This window comes from Sphingobium sp. TomTYG72 (assembly GCF_055394715.1).
This window is the reverse complement of sequence record NZ_AP027336.1, coordinates 509035-535368: the sequence shown is the minus strand read 5'-3', so window position 1 is coordinate 535368 and position 26334 is coordinate 509035. Positions and strand designations below refer to the sequence as shown.

The following is a 26334-nucleotide window of genomic DNA, read 5'->3' as shown; positions in this document are numbered from 1 at the left end:
GTTGTGAGACGGAAGACAGAGGCTAAGCGCACACAGATACTGGAAGGAGCCGCACGCGTCTTCCAACAGCGGGGATATCACGGCACCACGCTCAACGACGTCGCCCGTGAAGTCGGCTGCTCCAAAGTCACGATCTACAATTATTTTGAATCGCGTGAGGATTTGCTGAAAGCCATTATCGTGCAGGGTTCCCGCCCCACGATGGACTATCTCGCGGCCGCTCTTCGGGGCGAAGGCAGTTTGATCGATCGACTTAAGACATTCGCCCGCACTTACCTTATTCTCGTCATGAATGATTATTCCCTGGCGATGATGCGGCTCATGATCGCGGAGAGTGCGAACCATAAATTTGCCCAGATGTTCGCGGATGGGAGCGAGCATGACATCTGGCAGCATGTCAGACTTGCCATCGAGAGCGGGACACAGGGCCGATCATCCTCTGTCGATGCAGGTGAACTGTCCAGAAGCTTACGCTCGCTTCTGCACGGCGGATCGCATTTTCAATGCCTGATCGGCGCTCAGACAGCGCCGCAGATGGAGGCGCTGCTCGCCGAGGCCGACACCGCAGTCGACCTCATCTCGACCCAGCTGAACGTTTAGGCGCCGTCTGCATTCACCGTATCCAGATCATGGCGCATGCGAGATGGACGAAGCCCATGAAGGCTGAGATGGTTTTCTCGCATCGTAAGGCGATCCTACGGAAGCGTTTGAGTTTGTTGAAGAAGCATTCGACCTGATGGCGCTCCTTGTAGAGCCTCCAGTCAATGGGCGGCGCGACAGCGCGGCTGGGATTGGCCTTGATTTGAGCGGTTGCGCCGAGTTCACCGGCGATGAAGGCGCGTAGCGGATCGGCGTCATAGGCGGCATCGGCAATGACATGATCAACGTCCTTGAGCCCGGCCAGGAGGGACTGGGCCTGCGGGCAATCGCCATATTGCCCCGGCGTTGGATGGATGCGCAGCGGCAGGCCGATCGCATCGACCACGGCATGCAATTTGGTTGTCAGCCCGCCACGCGAACGACCGATGGCGGCACTTTGAGCCCCCCTTTTGCGCCCGCCGCGTCGGCGTGGACCTTTGAGATCGTGCTGTCGATCATGACATACTCAAAGTCGGGCGTATCGGCCATGGCATGGAAAAGCTCTTCCCACACGCCATTGTGAGACCAGCGGCGAAAGCGGGCATGCACCCCCGTCCACTTCCCGAAAACCTCAGGAAGATCCCGCCAATGCGCTGCGTTGCCCGCCATCCACAAGATCGCATCGACAAACAACCGGTTATCCACTCCGCTCCGGCCCGGCATGCCAGATCGCCCGGGAAGATGCCCTTTGATCCGCTCCCACTGGTCGTCCGTCAGTGCACGTCTGCTCAATGATCGTCTCCTTCGACAACCTTGAATCAGAACTTCAACTCAATGGGAATCCTGTGAATGCAGACAGCGCCTAGCGCGCGCTCCGTTTAATCGGACGCAGGTCGCGCGCTCCAGTTTTTCTGTTATCGCATCGTTTTAACCGCAAAACCGGTTCCCACTTTTGCGCACGATACTCTAATTCCTCCTACAAATAGCCTCTTGACCACGCCTCCTTAAACTGTACTCATGGGTTCATAATAGAACAGTTCAGAGAGGATGCGTTGGGATGATATTTTCACCGTAGCTGCACTCCCCAGCCAAATTTAGTTCTTTTGCAACGGTAAACACACCGGCGGACATCGACCGGTGATCGGGCCACTGCGCCCGAAACAGGGGGGATTATATGCGCTTTAATCGTATCTCGCTTCTTTGCTCGGCGGCCACCGGCGCCCTCATCTTGGCCTTGCCGGTGGCACCCGCCTCTGCGCAGTCCGAAAGTGGCGCCGCGGTGGCGACGGCCGATATCATCGTCACGGCGCAAAAGCGCGAAGAGCGGCTTACCGACGTGCCGCAGTCGATCAACGTAGTGACCGGGCAGGACATAGAGCGGTTCAATCTGACCAACTTCTCTGACATCCAAAAGCTTGTACCCGGCCTCGATGTCAGCGGTGGCACCGTTTCCCTGCGAGGCGTCAAGTTCAACACGTTGACGCTGACCCGACCGACCGTGGATGTCTACTTCAATGAGGTGGTATCCGAACGCGCCGCACAGATCCAGGCGCAATATGACGTCGGCCAGATCGAAGTCCTGCGCGGCCCGCAGGGGACTCTGCGGGCGGGCACAGGACCATCGGGTGCAATCCTTATCGCCTCCCGCCGCCCCCTGCTCGACCGCGCCGATGGCTATGCCATGGCAAGTTATACCGATCTTGATGCCCTGAACATCCAGGGTGCGGTATCGATGCCTATCGTCGAGGGTTCGCTCGCCCTGCGCGTCGCGGGCCTGTACGAAAAAGGGCGCGGCGCGGACATCCGCAACGTCGTAAACGGACAGCGCGACCGGTCCAGGACCAGCAGCGGGCGTGCCAGCCTGACGTGGCAGCCGAATCCCGACTTGCGCTTTGACCTCGTTCATCAGCGCCTGCGAAGCCGGGGCATATCTAGCGCCCAGGTCGAAGGATCAGGTGAATTTGGAACGTTCAGCGCCTCTGATCGCGCATCGGTCGCTGACCTTGCGGGCAGGATCGAGACCGACACGCAGATCACGACCCTCAACGCGGTCTGGGACTTTGCAGGCCACCGGCTAAGCTATACAGGCGGCCATTCCAAGGCGCGTTTCGGCACCACATCGGATAGCGACTCCGGGAACGCTTTGCTAACCACGCCCTTCGGCCGGATACCCATCGCACTGTACACGGACACGATATCAGATCAGCGCGACTGGACGCATGAGGTGCGTATCGAACGGACCGGCGACAACTTCTGGAACTATCGTCTGGGCATTTTCCGCCGAAGCGTCGAGCAGAACGTCAATGTCCTGATCGATTTCACCGGTGCCAATGGCGACTGCCGGACAACGCCGGGGCCACTCGCCGCTTTCGGGCTGCCCTGTACCTTTGTCGATACCTCGGGCTCTCCATCGCAAATCGAAATGGGCTATTTCATGACCCATACCTTCAACCTGTCGCATCGTGACAAGGTCGAAGTCGGAGTAAGGCGTGCAGTCACGGACTCGGCAAAGGCCTGGACCGGCAGCGCGAGCTATACGCATAAGTTCAACGAGAACCTGACGGCTTATGCGAATTGGGGGCGCGCTTTCCGGCCGGGCGGAGACGAGGAATATCTGGTCCTATCCAATCCCCAGATCCCTGCGACCGAGTTCGGATACAAGGCGGAAACGTCCAACTCCTTTGAAGTCGGTTTCAAGGGTCTGTTCTTCGATGAAAAACTCAGCATTGCCGCAGCAGCCTTCTATCAGAAGTTCAACGGCTACATTTCCAACGTCCAGGGCATCGTCTGCACCGGCAATCCCGCTGGCGTAGGACTGATCCCAGGAACGGTCTTCGCGACGCAGGACGGCCTGCCGCCAAATGGCACCAACCCTTGCGGGACGGGATCGCTTGGTCCGACCTTCAACGGCGATGCAAGCGCGCGCGGCGTCGAGTTCGATGCGCGCCTGGCGATGGCAAAGGGCTGGATGTCGCAACTGACTGTCAGCTACGCCAATGCCCATTTCGACGACGCAGAAATCCCATGCAACGATTTCAATGGTGATGGCGAGGCTGACTCCCAGGGGATTCCTGCGGTGCAGGCAGGCCGCTACTTCAGCCGTTGCACGTCACGCGCATCCTTGGGCGGTTTGCCGAAATGGCAAGTCAGCGCCAACACGGAATATACCGCTGCCCTGTCGGGCAGCCTGGATGGCTTCGTGCGGCTGCTGGCCGACTACTCGCCAGCCGCCCGCGAGCCTGCCGATGGACGCCGCGTTCCATCTTCCTTTCAGGTCGACATGTTCGCCGGTTTGCGTCTGGACAAGGCGAACGCCTCCATCGAACTCTTCGCCCGCAATCTCCTCAACGAACGGAAAAGGATGCCGGGCGGTGGCGAAATCTACAGCCTGTTCGGTGCGCCGACCGGATATTTTCCGGTGAGCATCGGACGCGGCCGCGAAGTCGGCGTACTTGGGCGGGTGTCCTTCTAATGGCCTTCATGGGACAACAAATAATGCGTGGTTCAATTTCGTCACTCGCCTTCTTGCTGATGATCGGCGGTGTCCAGCCCGGCCAAGCAGCCGCGAGCGTCGGGGCGGGCGCTACGCTGACCGTCAACGATGCCGATGGCCTTGGCCGGGTCGGCGACAAACGCCTCTCGCTGGCCGAAGCCATCCGCCTGGCGAATGGCAGCCTGACCCTTACGCAATTGAGCAAGGCCGAGCGGCGGCAGGTGCGGGGATCGCCTGGGCCTGCGGCTGCTGATCTCATCCGCTTTTCCGTGCGGGGCGATGCCGTTCGCCTTCCGGTTCAGATATTGGCCAAACCCGATCAGCCGTTCGCTCCTTTGATCGTCAACAGCCTGATGCCGATACTGCGGGACAATGATGGCGACACGATCGGCGGAAGGGGCGTGAGACTCACCAACGGCGCAGATGACATGCGCGACACGGTGAACGCTGCCCCCCTTTTCAAAGGCGCGCCGATCGGCGGACTTGGCCTTATCGTGGAAAGCGCCAATGTCACCATCAAGGACCTGGCGTTCGAGCGGTTTGCGACGCCGCTTTCCTTCAGGTCCGCTGATGGTAAAAAGGTGCTTTCCGGCATGCGCGTGACCGGCAACAAATTTCATAATGGAGGCGGCATCACCTTCAGCGCGGTCACTGCCGCCGGGGAGCGTGGCACACTCCGCGACCTTGTCATCAGCGACAATGATTTCCGCGGGCCGCGTCAGTTCGGCGAGGAATTTCCAAGCATGCTGCACAGCGCCATGTCGATCGTGGGCGTCGATAACGGCGTCAAGGACACCAGCGCCTCCGCTCCCGACGGCGTGGTCGAAGACGTGACGATTGCTCGCAACAGCGTCAAGGACTTTGCAGGCGGAGTGCATGTCATGCCGCTGCAAACGGTGTTCGCGCCCAATCGGGGCGCCCGGCTGTCGCGGCTGACCGTCGCTGGCAACGACATCGCGCTGCTCGACGAAGCGACGGACCCGGCCATCTACCTCTGGGGCGCGGTGGCCGTGAACGGCCATGCATCGGATGTATCCGTCTCTGATGTAGTGGTCGAAGGCAACAAGGTCGTCGGCAACGGCTTCATTGTCTTCATCGCGGGCGTGGAAGCGTTGATGGGGGGTAAGGAGCCTCCCCGCAACATCCACATGAAGGGCATCCGTGTGCGGGGCAACCAGATCAGCCCACGCAAAAGCTGCTCCGTCGGCATCGCCACCATCGGGGGGTTCCCAGAGATGAATGGGCCGCCGGTGACGGAAATTTCCGTCAGTGACGTCGAAGTGTCCGGCAACACGGTCGCAGGGTGCGCAACGGGGCTGCTGGCCTCTCCCGTGGTCAACGTCGGCGCGCCGGGGAAAAGTACCGGCAACATGGTTCGCAGCATCAAATATGACGGGAACACCATCACGGGCGCAAAGACCGGCATATTGGTGGCCGGTGGCGCACTGATCGCGGCTGGCGAAGTCAGCGGCTCGGCCGATATCGTGGGCAACCATGTCCACGACGTTCAGGTTACGCGCAACAGCATCGATGCCAACCAGGCTGGCATATTAATCGCTGGCGGCTATGTCGCCAGCAAAGTGAAGGGTCATGTGACCGACAATGAAGTCCAGATCACCCGGATTGCTGACAACAAAGGCACAGGCACTACTCCCTTGTGTCGGGTGGCCGACCAGTTCACCGACGGGGCCGCTCAAGCAGAGGTCCATGGCAATCACGTCATCGCGCAAGGAACCAGTTGTGGGCGGTAGGAACTCGCCCGCAGCCGGAAGCAGTTCGAACTGAACAGGTCGACCTGTTTTCTGCTGCATCACGATCGCGCGTGATCGGACATGCCCTCCGCTCACAATGTCACCAATTTTCATCCGTACCAAGTCACAGCCACGGAGCTTACTGTCGATCGCGCGGTCAAACAGTGCGCGATCGCGCAAAGGGCGGTGCTGATTGAGGTAGAAGCGAATCTCCCATATCTGCTTTGGCTTCAGCGCGCGTTTCGCACCGACGGTCAGACCTGACGCTTGGTCTCAGCGGGTTCTGTTTCAGACATCTCCATTTTTATTCTCCAAGGGCCAGATTAGCCATCTGAAGAACGTTCGCTCGCCTGAAAGGTAGGAATGCCACGAAACTCCAGTCGACCAAAACCTGTCATTCACTCCATCGCGGTGAAAGTCCGGTATTTGACGCAAGCTTTCGATCGCGCCGGTTGCAGCGGACGGTTCCAGCAGTCTGAACAACGCCGACTGGGCGCTCGCTTGGCCGATGTTGGGAGCACCGAGGCTGAGCCGGATTGCCGTCGGCGATATCCTTGTCGAATTCGCTTCGCCAACTTCGCGCCGAACTCCAGCAGCCGCAGGCGCCGGCCGCGGGGCTGCGTCCGGCGGGACGAAATCTGTCACCAGCCGACTTGGGGACGCGTCAACGGTCCTGCTAAGTACCCGGAACTGCTGCAAATCCTCCTGACCCGACCTTGACTGTATCGGACACGAGGAAATTGCCACCGCCGAGTGGTGGCAGCTACCAACAGTCCGGCCTGTACCGTATGAAGAAGGATGGGTTCATGCCCGTAACATTGCCGCTTGACGGGATAACGACCAATCTACTGAAGTAGCAGATCCCGCTTAGCGCAGCCGATCAGTTAGCTGCGGGTCCAACAAGTCGTAGGTGCACATAGGGCTTAAGTGATGGAGATCGGCTTATTCTTGGCGACGAGACACCGAAAGGGCTCGACCCGACCGAGGCCGGTTTGCGCGAGCTCTTCCTGAAGTCAGGCAACCTGTGCGTCTAGCCGGGTTGCCGCTCGGCACCGGTGTCGTTTGGCCAGCACCATCTTAACGACCACAGATTGATCAGCACCACAGGGCGATCAATCAGGCTAATATTATGTCGCCTAAATATATTGACGGGCGGACCATTGTCGAATTAGGATGCATGCTAACAATAATGAGGGGATCTATATGCGGCTTGATGGAAAGTGGCCATTGCGTCTGGCGCCGCCATGGTCGCAATATCGGCCAGGTGATCGCCCCTTCCCTGCCTGATCGTGTTTGCAGGAGTATCCCTAATGTTCACTAAGAGGTTCATGCGCTATCCGATCCGGCAGGTCGCATTTTATGTGCCCGACCTGCGCGAGGCTGCCCGTCAGCATGCGGAGGCTTTCGGTTCAGGCCCTTACTTCGTCATGGAGCATATTCCCATGAGCTTGGCGCGTTACCGGGGCAAGCCGGGCGTTTTTGATCATTCCTCCGCCTACGGACAATGGGGTGACGTCATGATCGAAATGGTTCAAGTTCATAGTTCCGAACCCTCGGTCTTTTCAGACCTGTTTCCGAATGGCGGGACCGGTTTCCATCACATCGCGCTGATCGTCGACGACTTACCCGCAGCCATGAAGGAATTCGAAGCCGCAGGATTTCCGGAGGGCTTTTACGGTGAAGTCCAACCGGGGGCCGGATTTGCGATGATGGATGCGACCAAACAATTCGGCCACTTCGTCGAATTGTACGAACCGTCGATACCGCTCCTGTCGGTTTATCACCGGGTCAAGAGCGCGTCCGTGAATTTCGACGGGACCGATCCGGTACGCGATTTCTCCCTCTTGTAGAAGCGATCGAAAACAAGTTGCCGACCGAGAAAATACGAGGATTTTGAGTATATGGCCGATTTGACCTATAATTTCGCGGGCAGGACAGCGTTGGTCACAGGAGCAGCCGGTGGTATCGGTCGGGCGACGGCAATCGCTTACGCTTCTTCTGGTGCGAATGTGGTTGTCACTGATATCCAAGCGGAAGGTGGTGAGGAAACGACACACGCCATCACGGCGGCTGGTGGCACGGCCATTTTCGTCCGCTCCAATGTGACGTCATCCGAAGACGTCGACTCACTGATCGACACTTGCATTGCCACCTACGGACGTCTCGATTTCGCCTGCAATAACGCGGCAGTGGAACTGGAGGATACTGCGCTTGCCGATGTGCAGGATGAGCAGGCCCGCCGCGTCGTCGATATCAACTTCATGGGCGTATTTTTGTGCATGAAACGCCAGATCTCCAAAATGCTCGATCAGGGTGGCGGCTCGATCGTGAATGTCGCCTCAATGAATGCACTGAGGCCGCGGCCCGATAGTGCCGTTTACGATGGCACAAAAGCCGCTGTTCTTGCCATGACGCGAAGCGCGGCTTTGGCTTACACGTCGCGCAAGATCCGCATCAACGCGGTATGCCCTGGCGTGACTGACACACCGATGTTGGCGTATAAAATGGACCTTGTGGGGGCGAAGCGGTCCATGATCGAACAGGTCGCCAATCTGGAAAAACGTCTCGGACGCCCCGACGAGTTGGCTGCTGCCATTCTTTGGTTGAGTTCGGACGCAGCTTCATTGGTCACCGGTCACGCGCTTCCTGTTGAAGGTGGTTATTTGCTGACGGGTGCGATTCCAGCGGGGTGATGCGGCCCGCGAAAGCTACGCTGGATAGCCAGCTTGGATTGACCCAGCCCACGATGGGAGATTGAACCATGACTCATTTCGATACCAACGGCGCACCCGATTACCGGGACAGCCCTGCTCCGACATATCAGCAAGTGATTGCGCGCGATCCCATTGAGGCACCCGCGAGCTTACGCCAAATCCATCCCACGCATATCGAAATGCCGCGCGTCCCTCGCGAGCGCTATACCAGCCAGACTTTCTTTGACTTGGAAAAGGAACGGATGTGGTCGCGGACGTGGCAAGTCGCCTGCCGTGTCGAAGAGGTAAGGGAAGTTGGCGATTGCGTATTGTATGAATCGCCCGGTGCGTCGCTGATCATCATGCGCAGTGCTCCGGACGTGATCAAAGCTTTCTATAATGGATGTCTGCATCGCGGCATGAAATTATGCGCGTCGGACACGAGCGTAAACAAAATACGCTGTCCCTATCATGGCATGACTTGGAACCTCGACGGCTCCCTTCAGAATTTACCTGCTCGCTGGGATTTCGATCCGGTCGAAGATTCCGAACTCGCTCTACCAGAAGCGCGCGTTGGCCTCTGGGGAGGTTTCGTATTCGTCAACCACGACCCCGCGTCACCATCGCTGGAAACATATTTGGGTCCGCTGATCGCGGAATTTGCCGACTGGTCGCGGGACGACGTCTATCTGGACACCCGCGTAACCAAGGTCATGGAGGCGAACTGGAAGTGTTGCATTGAAGGGTTTGTCGAAGCATTCCATGTCGCCGAACTTCACTCGCAAGCTCTTCCTTTTGGGGGCGACGCCAGCACGCAATATGACGTCTGGGCCGACAATGGTCATGTTAGTCGTTTCTGTGCTCCCACCGGAATTCCCAGCGACCAATACCCCCAGCCGATTACCGAAGCCGAGATATGGAAAGCGACGTTCGGCGCCGTCACTGGCGATACCGATAACGCTCCGCCGCTGCCGGAGGGCAAGACTGCGCGGGGCTATCTGGCAGATATGAACCGCACTGAACTGGGCAAGGTCTACGGACAGGACTTCAGCCATCTGACGGACGCAGAAGCATGTGATCCCATTCAATATTCGCTGTTCCCCAACTTTCTCCTATTCAAGGGATTGCCTTATCCATTCGCCTATCGGTTCGTTCCGATCGACAATAGTCCAGATCGTACACGCTTCGATTTCATGATCTTCCGGCCAAAGCCGCAAGACGGATCCGATTTTCCAGAAGTCAATCAAATCGACCTTGGCCCTGACGATACTTATGCGGCCAGTGGCGCTTTTCAGCCGTGGCACGGGCTAATCTATGATCAGGACTGCCAAAATCTGGCGCTGCAACAGCAAGGCCTGAAGGCAGGTGGGGTGAAGGACGTCATGTTAAGCCGTTATCAGGAAGTCCGCATTCGTTTCCTTCATAAAACTTTGATGGAATATCTGGACCGGGACTCTTGCCTAAAATAGCTGGAGACTCAGCGCGGTACGCAGCCAATAGATTGTGGAAGTGCGATGCACACCCCCCCATCGTTGACACCAACACACATTGACCAAAACCCGTGCGTCCACGACCTACGGGCCGGGTATACAGGCGCTGCTGGTGGACTCAATCAGCATCCGGGGTGAGCAGAACGTTAAATCCTATGCTGCCTTTGGCCAGCTTACCTATCCCATCACCGATAACACCAATGTGACGGGCGGCCTGCGTTACACGACCGACAGGGTTGCTGGCCGCAGGACGACCACGACATTATTCATTCCGGAGCTGCCGTTCCTGCTTCAGAATGTCCCTGCGGTCGCGGGTGTATTCGGTGCGCCGGCCGGAACCGTCTTCGACGCAGCGACAGCCAATGCAGTTGTGGCCGCCGCCCAGACGCCCGTGGACAATGTGCCGGGGGGCGGTGTGGCGCGCAAGACGTTCAAGAAATTGACGTGGAAGGCCTCAATCGATCATAAGTTCAACGACGACATGATGGTTTATACCAACTACAGCCGTGGCTACAAAGCAGGGACGTTCAACACGCTGCCCCTAGACCAGGCGGAGCCGCTATCCCCTGGAGTGGTTGATGCCTAGAAATCGGGTTCAAGATGGAACTGGCTGACCGTCGTATTCGCCTGAACGGCGCCCTGTTCTGGAACGACATCAGCAAACCGCAGGTGCAGGCGCAGCGCAATGGTTTGGTTTTCCTTAAAAATGCCGGTTCTGCGCGGACCAAGGGCGCCGAGTTGGACCTGACCGCCGTCGCGGCCGAAGGCCTAACGCTTCGATTGGCTGGGACATATTTGATCGCAAAGTTCCGTGACTTCCCGGATGCCCCTTCCTACTGCCCCAATCTTCAGGTGGATGCAGTCACATGTCAGGCGCTCACTCCTAAAATGCCGCTTGCTCCGGGTAATTTAGACAGCATTATGGTGGATGCTTTTGGCAATTATATGCCCTATGCATCAAAATGGAGCACCTTCTTTTGGAGGGCTCTGTTTCCTTCACGCCAACCGCTGCGGAGCAGCTGACCTTTCGCTTCTGGATGAAGAACATCACGGGTGAAAAGTTCAACATCAACTATTATGCTCAAGACTCCGGCTCGGCCTTTTCGAGCGCTCCGGGCACACCGCGCACCTATGGTGGTGAACTGATATTCAAGTTTTCAACTTCAGATATATGGTGACGGCGGCGATCGACAGTATCGGCCGCCCATATTTTGAAATATCCTGCAAGCGAACGGAACAAGCCGGTCGAAGCATGGCATTGTTTCGACTTACCATTACCTTCGTGTGCAGGTCTGATTCTGCCCCTTCTTATCCATAGGAAGTCGGTCGCTTGACGACCTTTGTGGCGCGCATGAGGAAGGTGATCTACCTATGGATGTGGATGACACCAAAGACTGGGAAAAGCAGGCCTCAAGCTTTGTGCCTCACGGCTTTAGACTAAACAGGAGAGCCGCAAGCGCCTGGCGGCGCCTCATTGTTGCTACGGAACGACAAATGCTGTTTTTATGTGGCTTTATCACGACTCTCCCATAAGGACAGCGGATGAAGCAATCACCCAGACATCGCGCGCGGCCCCCGGTTCGGACAGGATTCGACGAGAAGTGGGTTGCGCCCTCGGAATTCGACGCCAAGCTCACTACACCTTATCTCATCACGATGGTGGCTCGCCTCCAGTCTCATCTTTATGCCGTCAGGACCGCCGAAGCCGATGTGAGTCAGGCTGCGGCCTTTCTTCTCCTTGAACTGTATCAAGAAGAGCCTCTTTCGCATTCCGAACTGACCAAGCGGCTCTCGATAGCGCATGCGACGGTATCACAAACACTCAAGCGGTTGGAGCAGCGAGGTCTCGTTGAGCGAAGCGTTTTTGAGGTTGACGCGCGGCAGGTGCGCGTGAGGCTTACTGGTAAAGGCCGCGAAGTGTGCGCGCCGCTACGTGCGGAAGGTGATGTCCTAACTGACGAGATTCGGTCAGTTTTGGGTGCCGAGAGGGAAGAGGCATTGCGAAAGAGTTTAGCGGACCTTGCCGAACACTTCCGTTTTGGCCAGCGGTAGGCCGGGTCCGACCCGTCTTTCGCTCAACGTGCTTTTCTGACCCCATCATCGCATTCACGGACTCAACAAAGTCCTAGCGAAACACTCTCACCACTTAGGATAATGCAGACGAGGATGCCTGTGGGCACCTTGCACTTGGCTGCGAAGTCGGGCGATAGCGCATCCCCGGCATTCACGAGCACTGCGGAACCCCGAATCCCGCAGAAGATGCGAACGGGCGCTCCGGCCACCGGCTAACATATTGGAAGCGGGTCCGGCACTCAGAGATTGACCTTGGATGGTCTCGCCGGGCTGCCGCCCAATCGGCTTGCCCAGCGCCAGATTTCGTCCGGACCCATGAACAAAGGCACCAAGCGCTCTTACGGTGCCGCCGCCGAGGCCGGGGCCGGTCAACCCGCAACGTGATCGGTGACGACCCGTGGGCCGACATCAGTCCGGTTCAGTGCTGCGAAAGCTCGGCAATTTGGGTGTCGTCGTCGCCATCGCCTGAAGTGCTTCCAGTGTGTCGGCGGTAGCCGCCTGGAACGCGGGACGCATGGTCATCCGGCCGATATAGGCCTGGATCTTCGGCATATTCTCGAACCAATTATCAAGATTGGCGAGAAAGAGCGGGAAGCTCAGCATGAAATCGGCCCCGGTCAGTTCATCGCCAACGACCCAGCCGGTTTCGCGCAGGTGAGCTTCGAGCATCCGCGCATAGCGCACCGCCTGGCGCTTCCCCTCAAGACCGACGGCGGGAACCGTTTCGATCAGGCAGCCGGGTGGCGGTGCGCAATGGTCCCAGTAGATGCGCTGGTGCACAGCAAACAAGCCTTCCGCCCAGAACATCCATTCATCGACCAGCACGCGCTCATCGCTGCCTTCGGGAACGGCAAAGCGACCATCGCCGTAGCGGCGGAGGATGTGGTTGATCATTGCGCCAGATTCGGTGATCGCGAGAGCGCCATCCGTCATTGTCGGCACCGATCCCATGGGGTTGATCTGGCGATATGCGGGATCATGGCGGTCATAGCGATAGAAATCGAGCGTGACCGTCTCGTACGGGAGGCCCAACTCGTTCAGCAGCCACTTGATGCGGAGCGAGCGTGTGGTCGGAGCGTGGAATAGTTTCAGCATGGAGTTTACTTTCTCGAATCGGGCCGCCGCTAGTAGAGATCATGTAATTCAAGCTAAGTGTAGTTTTGGGCCTTCCTTGGGTGAAACCGGCTAGCGTGGCTGTGCATGCCGTGCCGGTGGCTCGATCTGGAATCTTCCCAAGCGAGCATTTACGCCAGCAAATAGGTGCACAGGCCACGGATGAGCTCTCCGCAAATTGGTTCTGCCTGGGCTTCCCTGAGGCGTTGTAGGGCCACTCGATCCGCATGGCCTGCGATGTACAGACAGGATTATTCGCAAAGCTGATCTGGCCGCGATCATGAATATTGATATGCACGGATATCGTATGTAGGCAAACGAATAGCAGCGCTTCGCTAACTCTGCAAGAAGCGAAATAGCATGACTCATCATCTTTTGTCGGAACGATGCAAGTTGACATCGATCCCCCATGAAATCGATGTGCTTCAGATCGCATTCTTGGTCGGCGTCGGTCCGCTCGTCGACGCCATGTGCAACAGGTTGGCGCGATTCGACCGTTCTATCGCCCCTATCGACCCTCGCGCTGATCAGGCTGCTGTGCCTATTCTACCGACCGTGGCTGTCGGGCGTCAGTATGTCTCCACCAGCAGTCGACTGATGCTGAGCGATGCAATCTTCCACGCGCCGTCGATGCGGCGATAGCGTTCATGGTAATGCCCGTATCCGTAGAAGCGTTCGAAAGGCGTGCCGGACGGCATCCGCAATATGTCCGCCAACGCCCAGATTCCAGTAGCGGCGTCCTCTGACAAGATATCGATTTCTGGCATGTGCCCGTAATGGGCACTGTTGATCGGGTCGATGCCGCTGCTGACATATTCAACAATCGCGGAACGGCCGATGATCGGCTCTTGATCCGGCCCAGGATTTTCGTCGAGCGCTCCACGCACGTCGAATATGGCATCCTCGGTAAATAACTCTGCAAACCCGTGCCAGTCCTTCGTATCCATTAGCCGGAAATAGCGCGCCTTCAGCCGCTTTATTTCCTCGATCGCGAGCAAAGTTTCGACTGTATTCGGCATTAGTCTCTCCGTCGGCAAACAGGTGATGCGCCAGCATTCGATACGCTAGAGTCTCTACCCAAGTAGAGCATGGCAATGAAGGAGCAAGTTGTCTGAGAGGTCCTTTGCGATATCGAAACTAGCGCGGACTTCGCCGTGAGCCTGCCCCATGATGTCAACATCGTTGACTCGATCGGGCTACGCCAAATCTTCGCCACCGATCCCGATGGCGTCCGTGTGGAGTTGAACTTCAGCGGCGACTGATATGCCGGATGGCTGACTCGCTTATCAGTGCCACCCGCCCAAAGATCTTCAGCCATCCGTCGGGCTGAAGATCTTTTCCTTGCCGTCCCAGTTAGCGCCAGCCTGCTGAATCATATCGAAAAGGTTCTGGACCCCGGGCTTCAACACGCCGATCTCCAAGATGCTGTTTTCCTCAGCGTCCATCGCGAAATAGGCGATCTGGGACCCGTCTGCGAATTCAGCTCCCTGCAGTCGCGTGCCGCCGTGTTCAGCGACCCAAGTTTCCGCATCTTCCATGCTGTCGGAGAAAGCGCATAGATGATGGACGCCTTTACGGCCAGCATCCAGAAACTCTTGGAAGATCGACGGGCCTCGCGGTTCGATAAGTTCGACCATCAGGTCCCCGGAAAATGCGATCGCCGCGCCGTACTGTGCGAAATACTCTTTACCGCGATAATCGCCTCGAACCATCTCGAAAGCAGGAAAGATGAAAAAGGGGCCCACGCCCATCACTGCGGTCCACCAATCGATCGCCTTGTTTAAGTCAGGCACCATATAGGCGATTTGGTTGAGCCGCCCCCAAGGCTTGTGCGCCATAATAATATTGACCTTCCATCTATGTTGATGCGCCAGATAATAATATGTAAGCATTCTATCGGGAAGCTCGGGATGAACCAACTTATAAAATATGGCAGATGAGCATGCATAGGACGAAAAGCCCCGGGCCGCCCGGCCGGATCGATCATCAACTGGTCTGGCTTGCCGCCTTTGCGCGGCGGTAGAGCGATTGGTTGAAGAAATTCGAGCTGATTGAACTCGAACTCAAAACGCGGGAAGCACGCGATGGCGTGGAGGTGATCGATGGCTATCTGACCAGCAGGCCAAGCGATTGGGTAGCATGGATCGGGCGATCGCCTATGAACTCGATCTCTTGTTTGCCGCTGCTGGAGCAGATCGATATCGCCCGGGCGGCGCGACCTCGATCGACATCACGCGCGAGGGCGTGGACAAGGCTTATGGCCTCAAGAAGCTGCGCGACGCGAGCAGGATTGCGCTGGATGACATGATGCTCATCGGCGACGCCCTCTTTCCGGGTGGCAATGACTACCCTGCGAAGGAAATGTGCCTCAACACAGTGCGGGTCCGCGATCCGGAAGAACCGCTGGCGGTCATCGCCGCGATCGTCGCCTGCCAGAAATGAATGTGCGGGGCGGCTGCGGTCGGCCCTTTCACGTCACGCCTTCGCTGCGGATCGCCTACCGGGCAGCGCATTCAACACCGGTGGGTCTGGCTCCGTGGTCCATGCAGCGACCGGGGCAGTCGCTGCATTGCTCAGTCCCAAAACCTCCATCAGCAAGCTATTCACCTTGTCGACGTCATAGATATGGACCGCCTTTTGTCGCGCCGCCTGCGCCATCGCGGCAAGAAGATCGGGATTGTCGAGCAGATGCGTCATGGCCGCAGCCAGTGCGGGCGCGTCACGCGGGGGAATCAGCAGGCCGTTCACCCCCTCCTCGATAGGCTCCCGGCATCCGGGCATATCGGTCGTGATGACGGGACGTCCCGTCGCCAGCGCTTCCAATATGGTGCGGGGCAAACCCTCACGATAGAAAGATGGCAGCACGAAGACATGTGCCGCCGCGATAAAGGGGCGTACGTCGCGTGTTTCCGGCACGAATTCGATCAATCCAGCCCGGCGCCATGCGTCAAGATCCTGTGCTGTATAACCGGTGGGATTTTCCGTCTCTGGCCGGGTGAGGAGCATGAAGCGCACGTCGGGGCGTGTTTCACGCACTATGCGCGCGGCTTCGACATATTCGCCCACGCCCTTGTCGCGCATCAGGCGGCCCATCATCAGGAAGGTCGGGGGGCCATCCGGCAAGGGTTGCTGGGCAAAGTGAGCGGTGTCGATGCCCGATCCGGGCACCTGCATGACAGGTTGGTCGGGCGCGACTATGCCGTTTTCGAGCATGAGCCGACGATCATCCCCGTTGAAGACAAAGATGCAGCCGGCGCGGCGCACCCCAAGCCGGTACAGCCGCGAAACTACCGATCGCAACAGCGGACGACTGTCCGCCTCGGTGCTGAACACATAACCCAGCCCGCTCATGATCGCATAGAAGCGCGCGCGCCCCAGCAGGCGGGTCGCAAGGCCGCCATAGATGATTGGCTTTTGCGTATAGGCCACCACCACGTCGGGACGCTCGGACCGAAGGAGCCGCCAATAGTGGAAGAAGGTCCATGCGTCGCGGAGCGGATTGGTCCCTGCACGCGCCATGGGCGTCAAGCGGAAACGCACCCCCATCTTAGACAGGGCGCCGATCACCTCTGGCTCGCCATCCGGCGCGCAGGCGACAACATCATGCCCGGCCTCGACCATCCGGGCGATCAGCGCGCCGCGAAAATTGATGAGCGACCAGGACAGGCTGGAAAGGATGACGACCTTCATTCCACAGGGTTCCCAAATATGGCGCTTCCTCTCGCCAGACGAAGAATGGCCTACCATGCATTGGCAACGCACTGCGGGCGCATCGGTAGATATCCGTTAGAGGCATCCGCGCCGCGTCGGCGGGGAACACGCCCCCAAAGAGAGGCCTGCTAATCCCATCGGATGGGGCCGGGATAAAGGGATAGTAGCGGATTGAACGCTAACGGCACGCGCCCTGCTTCGATAGCGTGCCGGACATGAAGCAATGCCTTTTCAGAACCCCGCCGACAATCGCTGGATCGCCGCGAGGATCGAGCCGGTGAGGATAGCTGCGCTGACGGACATTCATGCGGTCAGCAGCACGCTGGAGCAGGCGCTGTCCGCCGCCCGGCGGGAGGGTTTCGATGTGCTGCTGCTGATGGGCGATCTGCTGACCTATGGCGTCGCGCCGCTGGAAACGATCGCGCTGGTCCAGGATGCGGTCGCCCGTGACGGCGCGATCCTGATCACCGGCAACCATGACCAGATGTATCAACAGGTGAGCGACACCGGCAGCCGCTATCTGACCAGACTGCCCGACTGGATTCAGGAGACGGTGGCGTGGACAAACGAACAATTGCCTGCGGGCGTCATGGACGCGTTTGATTGGCAGCAACACTGGTCCGCTGGCCCCTTGTTCGTCGCACACGCAAACCCCTATGCTTTTGGTGACTGGCGCTACATCAATTCGGCTGAAGAGGCAGGGGCGGCCGCCGTCGCCCTTGCCGAGCGCGGCTTTCGCTATGGCCTGTTCGGGCATACGCATCGCACCCACCGGTTCGATTGCGCAGCGAGCACGATTTTCACGCTCGGTTCGCTAGGCCAACCAAGAGATGGCGGAGAAGGACATATGCAATGGGCGATGGTAGAGATACAAGGGGATGAGGTGATGGTGAGTCCCCGGCTCCTGCCCTTCGATCGTCATGCCCATCGCCAGGCGATCCGCGCCACCAGCCTGTCAGTGCCGACACAGGACCGGCTCTGCGGATTTTTCGCATGAAGGCGCTCGTTACCGGTGCGGGCGCGGTGCTGGGTCAGGGCATCATCAAGTCGCTGCGGCAATCGTCGCTCGACTGCACCATGGTCACCGCCGATCCCAACCCGCTATCCTCCGGCCTCTATTGGGGCGACGCGGCCTATCGCCTGCCCTTTGCGGACGATGCGGCATTCGGTGCACGGATCGCGGAATTGCTGGATCGCGAGCGGCCGGACATCGTGATGGTGGGGACCGATGTCGAATTGCCCTTCTTCGCGGCTCAACGGGCGCAGCTTGAAGCCGCGTTCGACACCAAGATATTGGTAAGCGACCCGCGCGTCATCGCCATCGCCGACGACAAGTTGGAAACCTGCCGCTTCTTCGAACAGGCGGGCCTCAATCCACCCGCGTCGGCGTCGGGCGACGATCCGGCGGCAATCGCGGCGCTGGTCGAAGCGGTCGGCTTCCCACTGATCGTGAAGCCCCGCATCGGCGCGCGATCCGTTGGCGTATCGGTCGCGAACAACAGAGCCGAACTTGACGACGCGCTCGCCGGTCGAACCGGATTGGTCGTGCAGGAATGTATCGGAGATCCAGACTGCGAATATACAGCCAGCGTCATTGTGTTCGACGGCGCGGTGCAAGCGTCCATCGTGATGCGCCGGGACTTGCGCGACGGGAACACCTATCGCGCCTACACTGGCGATTATGTGGAACTGAACGAAGCGGTTCGCGCGTTCGGCGCCGCGCTGCAACCCTATGGTCCCGCCAATTTCCAGTTCCGCCTCGATAAGCAGGGCGTTCCGCGTGTCTTCGAGGTTAACGGGCGCTTTTCTGGAACCACGCCGCTTCGTGCGATGGTGGGTTTCAATGAAGTCGAAATGTGCCTTCGCAAGCTGTTATATGGGACGCCGATCGTTCAACCACCCATCCGTTCGGGTGTGATTCTGCGCTTTCTGGACGAAATGTTCGTAGCCCAGGAGCGGATTGACGCCGTGCAGTGACGGGTCCGTCCTCAACCATTGCCCTAACGGGCGGCACGGGCTTCATCGGCAAACGCTTCGCCGCTGTCGCCAGGGCCAGCGGTTATCGCATCCGGCACCTGACGCGCCACGCGGTTGGAGACTTTGCCCCCGATGACGAGGCCCGTCCTTTCGATCTGGAGACGCCGGATCATGATGCGGTCAATCTTCGTGGTTGCGCCGCGCTTGTGCATCTGGCGGCCTATATCCCGCGCGACCATGATGACCCGGCGGCGGCGGAACGATGCTGGACGATCAACGCCCGTGGCACGCTCCGCCTGATAGAGGCCGCCGCCGCAGCAGGCATCAAACGCATCGTCCAGACGACAAGCGCGAACGCCTATGCAGGCGGTGTGGACGTGCCCGATGAAAACGCGCCGATGTTCCCGCGCAGCCGAAGCTATTATCTGGGATCGAAGATCCTTCAGGAAATCTATGCCACCGAATTTTGCCGGACCAGAGGTATCGCCTTGACGACGCTTCGGCTGGCGTCCGTCTATGGTCCAGGGCAGACCTCCGGGGCGCTAGGCATCATGGTGCGCGCGGCGCTTGAGGGGCGCCCCATAGAGATTATCAACGGTGGGCAATTCGGCGCGGATATGGTCCATCTGGACGATGTCGCGCAGGCGCTGATGCTGGCCGTGGAGCGCGGTTGCATCGGCCCGGTCAATGTGGGCAGCGGGGTTCGCACGACCATAGCGCAGTTGGCCCGGATGATTGCGGACCTGACCGGCGGGTCCATCATCGAAAAGCCGGGTCAGGGAGCAGCCAGCGACACCGGCTTCCCGCCGCTCGACATCACGCGGCTGCGATCAATGGGCTGCGATCCTGTGCCGTTACCGACTGGACTCGCGGCCATCCTCCATCAACGCGTCAGATCACCGGAAGGCCTCAGTTGACGGCGGGCACACCGCCCCCTGCCCCGTCCCCACCCGCATCAGAAGCTGGCCTAACGCGTGCTGATGCGCGCTCCTTCAGAAATTTTTCCAGATTGGAGTAGCCATCGCTGTCCGCATCGGCGGTGCCGCTGGTGATCCAGGGTTAGATCGCGCAGCAGAAAATGACAGTTTTTTGCCATTCCTTGGTTAAGCCAACCCCCTCCCGTAGGGGTCACCACTCTCTCATAGATAATGTGCACCGCGAATGTGTCGTACGCACCTTGGTTGTGGCCGCCACCCGCACATCGAACGCTCGTAATTCCAGTGCCGTTCGGCACGTTTGTGACACGGGGATCGAACTAACTTGCGTCTCTGTCGTTTGATGTTGGGCAATTGTGGAGACGAACCATGCGTAACACATTCTTATTGATGGCAGGATTGGCAGCCGCTGCCAGCGTTGGCGGCTGTTCTCGTGAAACGACGCGCGATGGACTGCGGGGTGCAGGCATCGGCGCGGTCGGTGGCGCGGTAGCAGGTGCGATCGTGCCCGGGCTTGGCGTTGCCGAAGGCGCGGCGATCGGCGCTGCTGGTGGTGCTGTCGTAGGTGCTGCTACATCCGACGGAGAACGCCGGTGGGAACGTGACCGTCGCGGCCGCGAATATTATATCGATCGCAACGGCAATCGCGTCTACCGCTGACGCCAGGTCGCCGCGTGTTGCACGCGGCACTCAGTGACATGACAGCATCTTGGGCGCAGCGATGGCAGGGCCGTGACAGAATCGTCCCCGCTATTGCGGCGCTCTTGGTCAACGTCGTCATCGGCTATGCTCTGATAATTGGTCTTAGAGCGCCTTCATTATTGCGGGTAGCAGATAGCGCGCCCTTGGCGCTCTTCGATCTTGAGTCGCCCCAAAGCGAGACCGAACCCGAACCGCCTCCGCGCGAAAAAGAACCCCCATCCGACCGGGAAGGTGGAGCGACAGCGGGCTCTCCTAGACGCGGCAAGAAGGCTGGGGATCAACCTCTGCGCCCTTCTAACCTCGTTGCCCCCGAATCTATAATACGCAGCCCGGCTCCAATCCTGCCAGCCGCACCGGCATCCTCGATGGACAGCGGCGCGGGTAGCGGCGCCGCGCCCGGCTCTGGCAGCGGGTCCGGAGGCAGCGGGACCGCCACTGGCCGTGGGAATGGCGAAGGAGGCAGTTTCTCGCAGGCGCGACAAACAAACGGCCGCTTCCGCAATTCGGATTTCCCAAGCTCTTTGCGCGGCGTCGGCCGCGTGACGATCGGCGTGCGATACGCCATCGGCCCTTCGGGACATGTCGATAAATGCGAAGTTATCGAAGGAAGCGGCTATCCGGAGATCGACGCGATGACTTGCCGCGTCATCATGGATCGATACCGCTTTCGCCCTGCCCGCGATCCCGACGGGTATGCCGTTACCGAGGTGCGGGAAGAGGATTATCGCTGGCGTGTGCGCTAGGCAGTTCCTTAACGGACCAGCATTGACACCCACCAACCGGGGAACGCCGCGATCGCCAGACATGTGCCCAGCGGCACTCGCGTTGCTGCCGTCACCTTCCGGCCCAACGCGACGCTTGCCAGCACGGCCACCAGGCCAAGGCCCACGGCCATCAGCAGGATGAAAGGCAGCGCCTGCCATCCGAACCAGGCTCCTAGCCCGCCCATCAGCTTCGCGTCGCCCAGACCCAATCCATCGCGCCCCCGCGCCATCCGATAGCTGACCGCCACCGCCAGCAGAACGCCATATCCTGCCACAGCTCCAATCACTCGGTCGGGCAGCGTCGCATCCGTCACCCACAGGCCCACTGTCAGTCCAAGGAACGCCAACGGCAACGTCAGCGCGTCAGGCAACCAGAAATGCCGCCAATCGAGGACAGCCAATGTCAGCAGCAGCCATCCCAGCAAAGCCCATCCAGCCCCCGCCAGCCCAGGCGCCAGCCCGCAGGCGAGCGCCCCGATCACCGCGCATCCCGCCTCCACGCGCCCGTGCAGCGGCGCGATCTTCCCCCCGCAGATGCGACACCTGCCGCGCAACAGCAGCGCGCTTATCATCGGGACTAGATCGACGGCGCTCAGCACCCGCCCGCAGCTATCGCAGGACGACCGTCCACGCATGACGCCGCGACCCTCGGGCCAGCGCAGCACCAGCGTCCCTAAAAAGCTGCCCGCGATCGCCCCTGCGATAGCGCCCAGCACCGCCCATAGCGGATCGATCACAGCGTCCCTTCGACCTTCAGCACCCGCGCGCCGCCTGTCCCGGCAAAGCCAGCCTTCGCCAGCGCATCGCCAAGCGCCGCGTCCGCCGTCTCCACCCGCATCTCCACGACATAGCGCCCCGACCGCCATATCCGCAGGTTGATCTTCTCCAGCCCGGATTGGCTCACCAGCGGCAACAGCAACGCCTCGCCATCGCAACTCGCCACGCCCGACAGCCCTTGCGTCAGGTTGAGGCCCGGGAATTGCCCCGCCATTTGCGCCCGCACCCGACCCTCGGCATGGCTGCAACGGTCGCCGGAAAAATAGGCCGTAACATCCTCCATCGCCAGACTGGCGATCGGCATCGGCGCAAAGCTTCGCCCCAGCGGCACCGTGCTCGTCACGTCATCAATACCCACGCGTCCGAAACCCACGGTCAGCGCGCCGCTCAGATCATCCGCCGCACCCTGTCGCCGCCATATGTCAAACCGCGCCCGCCCCATAAGCAGCGACACCGGCGACAAGGCGACGTTGACCGATCCGACCGGCATCGTGCCGAGCATCAGCTGGTCCATCCGCCCGCTCCAAAGCGTCCCCCGCACCTCCCGCGCAGCAACGCCCAGTCGCTCCAACCCGGACAGCCCCAGCGCAATCCGCATCGGCATGAACAGGACGAGCCCGAACGCAAAGAGCAGGACGATCGCAATCCGCGTCCGCCGCGACCAGCCAAGCCGCATCATTGCCCCGCCCCTCTTACCAGCACCGCCTGAACCGAAACGCTACCCGCCGTCGAGGAAGGCCGCGCGCTCATCGTCTCCACACGCACGCCCTGCGCCTCCAACGCCGCCAGCCAGGAAAACAGCGCCACCGGCCGCACCGAAGCCATCGCAATCTCGATCCGAGCGCCGCCCTGCGCCTCCGCCCGCTCCAGCGTCAGCCCGGCTTCGCCCGCGCTCTGGCTCACCAGTTGATCGATCGCCGCCGAAGCAGAACCCGCCGACGCTCCACGCGGCAATGTCTTAAGCAACTTCACCTTCGCCCGCATCGCCGCATTGCGATCCGTAGCCGCGATCAGCCCCTCACGCGCCGACCGCTGCGCCGAAGCCAGCGGCCCCACCACACCCAGCCACAGCAGCACCACCGCCAGCAGGGCGAACATCACGCCCAGCATCCATTGCTCGCGCGGCGATCTGTCGCCCCACATCGTCTTCATCGCGTCCATCATGATCGCACGGTAATATCGGCCAGCGCTCGCCCGCCGGGGTCTTGCGAAGGCGTCGCCGTGATGGTGAACCCCGCGCTCTGCAACACCAGCAACACCGTATTGATCTCTTCCACCTTCGCTGCCGCCAGCGTCGCCCGGATCATCCCGTCCGGGTCTCGCGACAGCGCCATCATCGACACGCCCGGCGCCTCTTGCAAGGCGGTCAGCAACCCCGCGACCGGCGCGGTAAAGGCATAAGCCCCCGCCCCCCGCGCCGCCAGCTGCCGCTCAATCTCGGCCTCAGCCTGGGTCAAGTCGTCCGCACCCAGCACCACCTGCCGCGCCAACGCCAGACTCTCCGCATCCAGATTGCTCGCCGCCACATGCTGCCGCACCAACACCGTCAGTGAGATCAAGAGGCTAATGAGCAGGATCAACCCACTCCACAACAGAATGCGACGCAGCACCGCCTTGTCGGCCACCCGGCGCACCCGCTTGGCAAAATCCCCCTGCCGCAGGTCCAGCGGCGGCCGCTCCAGCGCCTCGACGGCCCGCGCCTGCAACAGATCGGCGGGCACATCCTCGATCGCCGCATCAGCGGCCAGAACCGAAGCCAGATCGCCGCCAAAAGCAACGTCCTTCCCCCTCAGCACCACTTCGCCATCCAAAGAACCGCGCACAAAAGCCTCAACAGGCTCCGGCAGCAACAGCGGCGCAGGCACGATAATATCCGGGTCCAACCCATGATGCTGCGCCCAAAGCAGCCAATGCTGCATGTCGCTCCTGGCCGCGACCGCGACGACATGCGGCCGCGCCGGATCGTCATTCTCATCCGCCGCCGCAAACAGCTGGTCAGAAGGCACAATCCCGTCCGCCAGCGCAGCCAGCCGCGCCGCCGCCCTCCCCTGCCGGGGCGCCAGCTGAGGATAGGCCGCCCAACGCAAAGTCACCATCGCAGCAGGCGGCACCAACATCACCATCGCATCGGCGGGCAAGGCCGACAAGCCACAAGCGGCCAGCCAATTCACCCCCCTGCCGCTCTGCGCCACAGCGCCATCGACTACGCGCATCCACAGCGGCTCGCCCTCTTCAGGCAGCGCCACGATCAATCCATCACGCACGCTCACGCGCCGGTCCCCCAGCTACGGCGGATCAACCTCGCCGGGCTCTGCCGGGCATCGATCAGCGCCCGCTCCACCACCTGCGTTCCCCCAACATCCACCGTCACTTCCACCCCGAAAAATCCTGTCGTCAACTTGACCTGATTGGCCGCTTCCTCAAGCGGATTGATGCCTTGGGCCGCAAGTGGCGCCCAGAATTGCACCGTGCTGCCGTAACCCTCGGCGGGCCGCTGCGCCAGAAATTGCCGCGCCTGCGCCACGCTGACCTGCCCTTGCAGCAGCATGGCGAACAGTACCGCCTGATCGGGCAGCAGCGTGTTGACGTTGATCGGCGACAATTCCACCGTCGGCAACGCACAAACCCATGGCCGCGCCAAATCATAGATGGCGGGCGTCACGCCATGGACGGCGCGCAGCTCACTCGCATCCACCATGAAACGATTTGCCGTGCGATAGGGCCGCGATGCCTGCGCATAAACCTCGTCCTCGGCACCACCGGGCTGCGGCACACTGTCACTGTCGATCCAGTCGGCCAGCGACGCCGCCGCCACCTGCGCCCGCCGCGCGTCGACGCCCAGCGCCTGCAACAGCGCTTGAAATTGCGACACGCCAACCGGCCGGACCTTCAAATTGGACTCATTCTCGCCAGCCACCACGCTGTTGAGGTTGAAGCAGTTGCCCGCATCGCTCACCCGCGCACTCGCGACACCACCGGGAACAGCGACCGGCTGCGGCGTCCCCATCCAGTTTCCCGCCAGCGTCGTCTTGCCCGGATTGGCCGCGATCAGATCACCGATCCGCAATCGCGCCATCTCCACGCCTGCATCGGCAAAGGCGCGCGCCTGATCCACCGCACCGCCGTTGCCGGTCATCCGCGTCGCCAGCGCCAGCCGCTCCAGCGCCGTCGAAGCAACTACCGCCATCACCGCGACCAGTAGCAACACCGTCAGCAACGCCGCGCCGCGCTCGCCCTTCTTCCGGGGATCAGGCACCAGCCATCTCCCCTTCCAGCTTCTCGGCAGGCCCCGGCCCGACGAGAAAGCGCAAGGTGACAGGCGGCTCCCCCCTGCGCGTTACGACCATCTCGACGGCCTGCGGCATCAGGTCGGGCTGCGTAGGTATCCACTCATTGCGCCACTCACCTTGCCCATCCCGAAAGCGCAGCGCGACATCATCCACATGGTCCAGCAGCGTAGCTGGCTCGTCTCCGGCCGCGCCATCGACCTGCGCATAAGTGCGCCGCTCCAGCCGACCCTGCCGAACCCAATATTCGACCTTTTGTAGCGAAGGGCGCGGCAAATCGCCCAGATTGTCCCAACCGCTCCGCACGAACTGCATCACCGGCACGGCCTCGCCCTCGCGATGCGACCAGAATGCGGGCGCCAGCGTCCCCATCTCCGTGCGGCTGATACGCGGCACCGCCTGCCCAAGATCGGCCGCCAGCGCGCCGCCTGCCCTTTGCACCGCCGCCATGTCATCCAGCCGCGCCTTGATCTGCGCCTGCGCCGAAACGCTGTTCCCCAGCAGCAGCACGCCCGCCGCTGCCAGCATCGCAAAGATCATCAACGCGACGAGCAACTCGATTAGCGTAAAGCCCGCCTGCACATGTCTTTCCCCGCATGCGCGCGCCATCACTGCACCACCCGTACGAAACTCAACACGACCGGCGAAGACCCCGCCTGCCCATTCACCGTCAGATCAACCTGCAACAGCCGCTTGTCGTTGGTAGCCTTGACCGCCCGCACCCAATGCCATCGCCGCCCGCCATTATCGACATCACCCTCCTCGCTGCCCAGCGAGGGCGGCGCAGGATCGGTCTGCACCTCCACCATCAGGTTGCGCGCAACAATCTGCCCCAGCGCCTTGCTGTCTAGATCCGCCGCTGTCCGCAACGTCACTCCCTGCAACCGCACCAGCGCCAACGCAGCCAGGCTGAACACCGCCAACGCGACGAGCATCTCCGACAGCGTAAAGCCCGCCTCAGGGTTCCGGCCCACAAACCTCCCCGTTCG

The 26334-nt window shown here is 60.5% G+C and carries 26 protein-coding genes and 2 pseudogenes; 15 read left to right on the top strand and 13 right to left on the bottom strand.

The genetic code is table 11. The annotated features are described in order from the left end of the window. Positions 1-3: 3 nt before the first annotated feature. Complete coding sequence (locus tag ACZ5U1_RS02775; RefSeq protein ID WP_464779275.1) at positions 4-600, top strand: TetR/AcrR family transcriptional regulator; 597 nt, start codon at positions 4-6, stop codon at positions 598-600. A 13-nt stretch (positions 601-613) separates the two neighbouring features. Here ACZ5U1_RS02775 and ACZ5U1_RS02770 read toward each other — a convergent pair. Then, positions 614-1371, bottom strand: a protein-coding gene (locus ACZ5U1_RS02770; RefSeq protein WP_464778136.1) for an IS5 family transposase whose coding sequence is annotated in 2 segments (ribosomal slippage) — positions 614-1053 and positions 1053-1371 — 759 coding nt in all. Because the reading frame shifts where the segments join, the coding sequence is not laid out codon by codon here. A 382-nt stretch (positions 1372-1753) separates the two neighbouring features. On the opposite strand from ACZ5U1_RS02770, the gene ACZ5U1_RS02765 reads away from it, so the two are divergent. Further along, positions 1754-4051, top strand: a complete 2298-nt coding sequence (locus ACZ5U1_RS02765) for a TonB-dependent receptor (RefSeq protein WP_464779274.1) — start codon at positions 1754-1756, stop codon at positions 4049-4051. Positions 4052-4074: 23 nt separating this feature from the next. Continuing rightward, the gene (locus ACZ5U1_RS02760; RefSeq protein ID WP_464779273.1) at positions 4075-5823 is read left to right on the top strand and encodes a hypothetical protein; all 1749 of its coding nucleotides are present in this window, start codon (positions 4075-4077) and stop codon (positions 5821-5823) included. A gap of 9 nt (positions 5824-5832) precedes the next feature. Here ACZ5U1_RS02760 and ACZ5U1_RS02755 read toward each other — a convergent pair. Beyond that, a pseudogene (locus tag ACZ5U1_RS02755) lies at positions 5833-6081 on the bottom strand (site-specific integrase); the annotation flags it as partial. Positions 6082-7133: 1052 nt separating this feature from the next. On the opposite strand from ACZ5U1_RS02755, the gene ACZ5U1_RS02750 reads away from it, so the two are divergent. The 6 genes from ACZ5U1_RS02750 (at position 7134) to ACZ5U1_RS02725 (ending at position 12058) form a co-directional block, all read left to right on the top strand. Beyond that, the gene (locus tag ACZ5U1_RS02750) at positions 7134-7673 is read left to right on the top strand and encodes a VOC family protein (RefSeq protein WP_464779272.1); all 540 of its coding nucleotides are present in this window, start codon (positions 7134-7136) and stop codon (positions 7671-7673) included. A gap of 51 nt (positions 7674-7724) precedes the next feature. Next, a complete protein-coding gene (locus ACZ5U1_RS02745; RefSeq protein ID WP_464779271.1) occupies positions 7725-8516 on the top strand; it encodes a glucose 1-dehydrogenase in 792 nt (263 codons plus the stop codon). Between the two features lie 68 nt (positions 8517-8584). After that, positions 8585-9985: an aromatic ring-hydroxylating oxygenase subunit alpha gene (locus ACZ5U1_RS02740; RefSeq protein ID WP_464779270.1), complete on the top strand. Its 1401-nt coding sequence runs from the start codon at positions 8585-8587 to the stop codon at positions 9983-9985. 133 nt (positions 9986-10118) lie between these two features. Then, positions 10119-10592 (top strand): TonB-dependent receptor domain-containing protein, encoded by a 474-nt coding sequence (locus ACZ5U1_RS02735; protein WP_464779269.1) that lies wholly within the window; start codon positions 10119-10121, stop codon positions 10590-10592. A gap of 14 nt (positions 10593-10606) precedes the next feature. Further along, positions 10607-11029, top strand: coding sequence for a TonB-dependent receptor domain-containing protein (locus ACZ5U1_RS02730; RefSeq protein ID WP_464779268.1), 423 nt, complete (start codon positions 10607-10609; stop codon positions 11027-11029). A 519-nt stretch (positions 11030-11548) separates the two neighbouring features. Next, positions 11549-12058: a MarR family winged helix-turn-helix transcriptional regulator gene (locus ACZ5U1_RS02725; RefSeq protein ID WP_464779267.1), complete on the top strand. Its 510-nt coding sequence runs from the start codon at positions 11549-11551 to the stop codon at positions 12056-12058. Between the two features lie 429 nt (positions 12059-12487). On the opposite strand, the gene ACZ5U1_RS02720 is transcribed toward ACZ5U1_RS02725, so the two are convergent. From ACZ5U1_RS02720 to ACZ5U1_RS02710, 3 genes are all read right to left on the bottom strand, one after another. Further along, positions 12488-13174 (bottom strand): glutathione S-transferase family protein, encoded by a 687-nt coding sequence (locus ACZ5U1_RS02720; protein ID WP_464779266.1) that lies wholly within the window; start codon positions 13172-13174, stop codon positions 12488-12490. Positions 13175-13761: 587 nt separating this feature from the next. Beyond that, complete coding sequence (locus tag ACZ5U1_RS02715; RefSeq protein WP_464779265.1) at positions 13762-14211, bottom strand: nuclear transport factor 2 family protein; 450 nt, start codon at positions 14209-14211, stop codon at positions 13762-13764. A gap of 291 nt (positions 14212-14502) precedes the next feature. Then, positions 14503-15030 carry a VOC family protein gene (locus ACZ5U1_RS02710; RefSeq protein WP_464779264.1) on the bottom strand — a complete coding sequence of 176 codons (528 nt, stop codon included), beginning with the start codon at positions 15028-15030 and terminating at the stop codon, positions 14503-14505. A 370-nt stretch (positions 15031-15400) separates the two neighbouring features. Here ACZ5U1_RS02710 and ACZ5U1_RS02705 point away from each other — a divergent pair. After that, a pseudogene (locus ACZ5U1_RS02705) lies at positions 15401-15634 on the top strand (HAD hydrolase family protein); the annotation flags it as partial. Between the two features lie 33 nt (positions 15635-15667). On the opposite strand, the gene ACZ5U1_RS02700 reads toward ACZ5U1_RS02705, so the two are convergent. Then, positions 15668-16882 carry a glycosyltransferase family 4 protein gene (locus ACZ5U1_RS02700; protein WP_464779263.1) on the bottom strand — a complete coding sequence of 405 codons (1215 nt, stop codon included), beginning with the start codon at positions 16880-16882 and terminating at the stop codon, positions 15668-15670. A gap of 244 nt (positions 16883-17126) precedes the next feature. Here ACZ5U1_RS02700 and ACZ5U1_RS02695 point away from each other — a divergent pair, with 244 nt between their 5' ends. From ACZ5U1_RS02695 to ACZ5U1_RS02675, 5 genes are all read left to right on the top strand, one after another. Continuing rightward, positions 17127-17900: a metallophosphoesterase family protein gene (locus tag ACZ5U1_RS02695; protein WP_464779262.1), complete on the top strand. Its 774-nt coding sequence runs from the start codon at positions 17127-17129 to the stop codon at positions 17898-17900. Further along, the gene (locus ACZ5U1_RS02690) at positions 17897-18880 is read left to right on the top strand and encodes an ATP-grasp domain-containing protein (protein WP_464779261.1); all 984 of its coding nucleotides are present in this window, start codon (positions 17897-17899) and stop codon (positions 18878-18880) included. The genes ACZ5U1_RS02695 and ACZ5U1_RS02690 overlap by 4 nt, the downstream gene beginning before the upstream one ends. Then, positions 18877-19797 carry an NAD-dependent epimerase/dehydratase family protein gene (locus ACZ5U1_RS02685; RefSeq protein ID WP_464779260.1) on the top strand — a complete coding sequence of 307 codons (921 nt, stop codon included), beginning with the start codon at positions 18877-18879 and terminating at the stop codon, positions 19795-19797. The genes ACZ5U1_RS02690 and ACZ5U1_RS02685 overlap by 4 nt, the downstream gene beginning before the upstream one ends. A 387-nt stretch (positions 19798-20184) precedes the next feature. After that, complete coding sequence (locus tag ACZ5U1_RS02680) at positions 20185-20475, top strand: hypothetical protein (RefSeq protein ID WP_464779259.1); 291 nt, start codon at positions 20185-20187, stop codon at positions 20473-20475. Positions 20476-20882: 407 nt separating this feature from the next. Beyond that, on the top strand, positions 20883-21260 hold the full coding sequence (locus ACZ5U1_RS02675) for an energy transducer TonB (protein WP_464779258.1): 378 nt from the start codon (positions 20883-20885) through the stop codon (positions 21258-21260). A gap of 8 nt (positions 21261-21268) precedes the next feature. Here the strand turns inward: ACZ5U1_RS02675 and ACZ5U1_RS02670 are convergent, their stop codons facing one another. The 7 genes from ACZ5U1_RS02670 to gspI are packed head-to-tail and all read right to left on the bottom strand — an operon-like array spanning position 21269 to position 26280. After that, entirely contained in the window at positions 21269-22018 is a 750-nt protein-coding gene (locus ACZ5U1_RS02670) for a prepilin peptidase (RefSeq protein ID WP_464779257.1), read from the bottom strand. Then, positions 22015-22737, bottom strand: a complete 723-nt coding sequence (gene gspN / locus ACZ5U1_RS02665) for a type II secretion system protein N (protein ID WP_464779256.1) — start codon at positions 22735-22737, stop codon at positions 22015-22017. Before gspN ends, ACZ5U1_RS02670 begins: the two co-directional genes overlap by 4 nt. Further along, a complete protein-coding gene (gspM, locus tag ACZ5U1_RS02660) occupies positions 22734-23222 on the bottom strand; it encodes a type II secretion system protein GspM (RefSeq protein ID WP_464779255.1) in 489 nt (162 codons plus the stop codon). The genes gspN and gspM overlap by 4 nt, the downstream gene beginning before the upstream one ends. Then, positions 23219-24328, bottom strand: coding sequence for a type II secretion system protein GspL (gspL, locus tag ACZ5U1_RS02655; protein WP_464779254.1), 1110 nt, complete (start codon positions 24326-24328; stop codon positions 23219-23221). The genes gspM and gspL overlap by 4 nt, the downstream gene beginning before the upstream one ends. Continuing rightward, positions 24325-25314: a type II secretion system minor pseudopilin GspK gene (gspK, locus tag ACZ5U1_RS02650; RefSeq protein WP_464779253.1), complete on the bottom strand. Its 990-nt coding sequence runs from the start codon at positions 25312-25314 to the stop codon at positions 24325-24327. The genes gspL and gspK overlap by 4 nt, the downstream gene beginning before the upstream one ends. Continuing rightward, entirely contained in the window at positions 25307-25954 is a 648-nt protein-coding gene (gene gspJ, locus ACZ5U1_RS02645; protein WP_464779252.1) for a type II secretion system minor pseudopilin GspJ, read from the bottom strand. Before gspJ ends, gspK begins: the two co-directional genes overlap by 8 nt. Next, positions 25954-26280, bottom strand: a complete 327-nt coding sequence (gene gspI, locus ACZ5U1_RS02640) for a type II secretion system minor pseudopilin GspI (protein ID WP_464779946.1) — start codon at positions 26278-26280, stop codon at positions 25954-25956. Before gspI ends, gspJ begins: the two co-directional genes overlap by 1 nt. Positions 26281-26334: the final 54 nt, after the last annotated feature.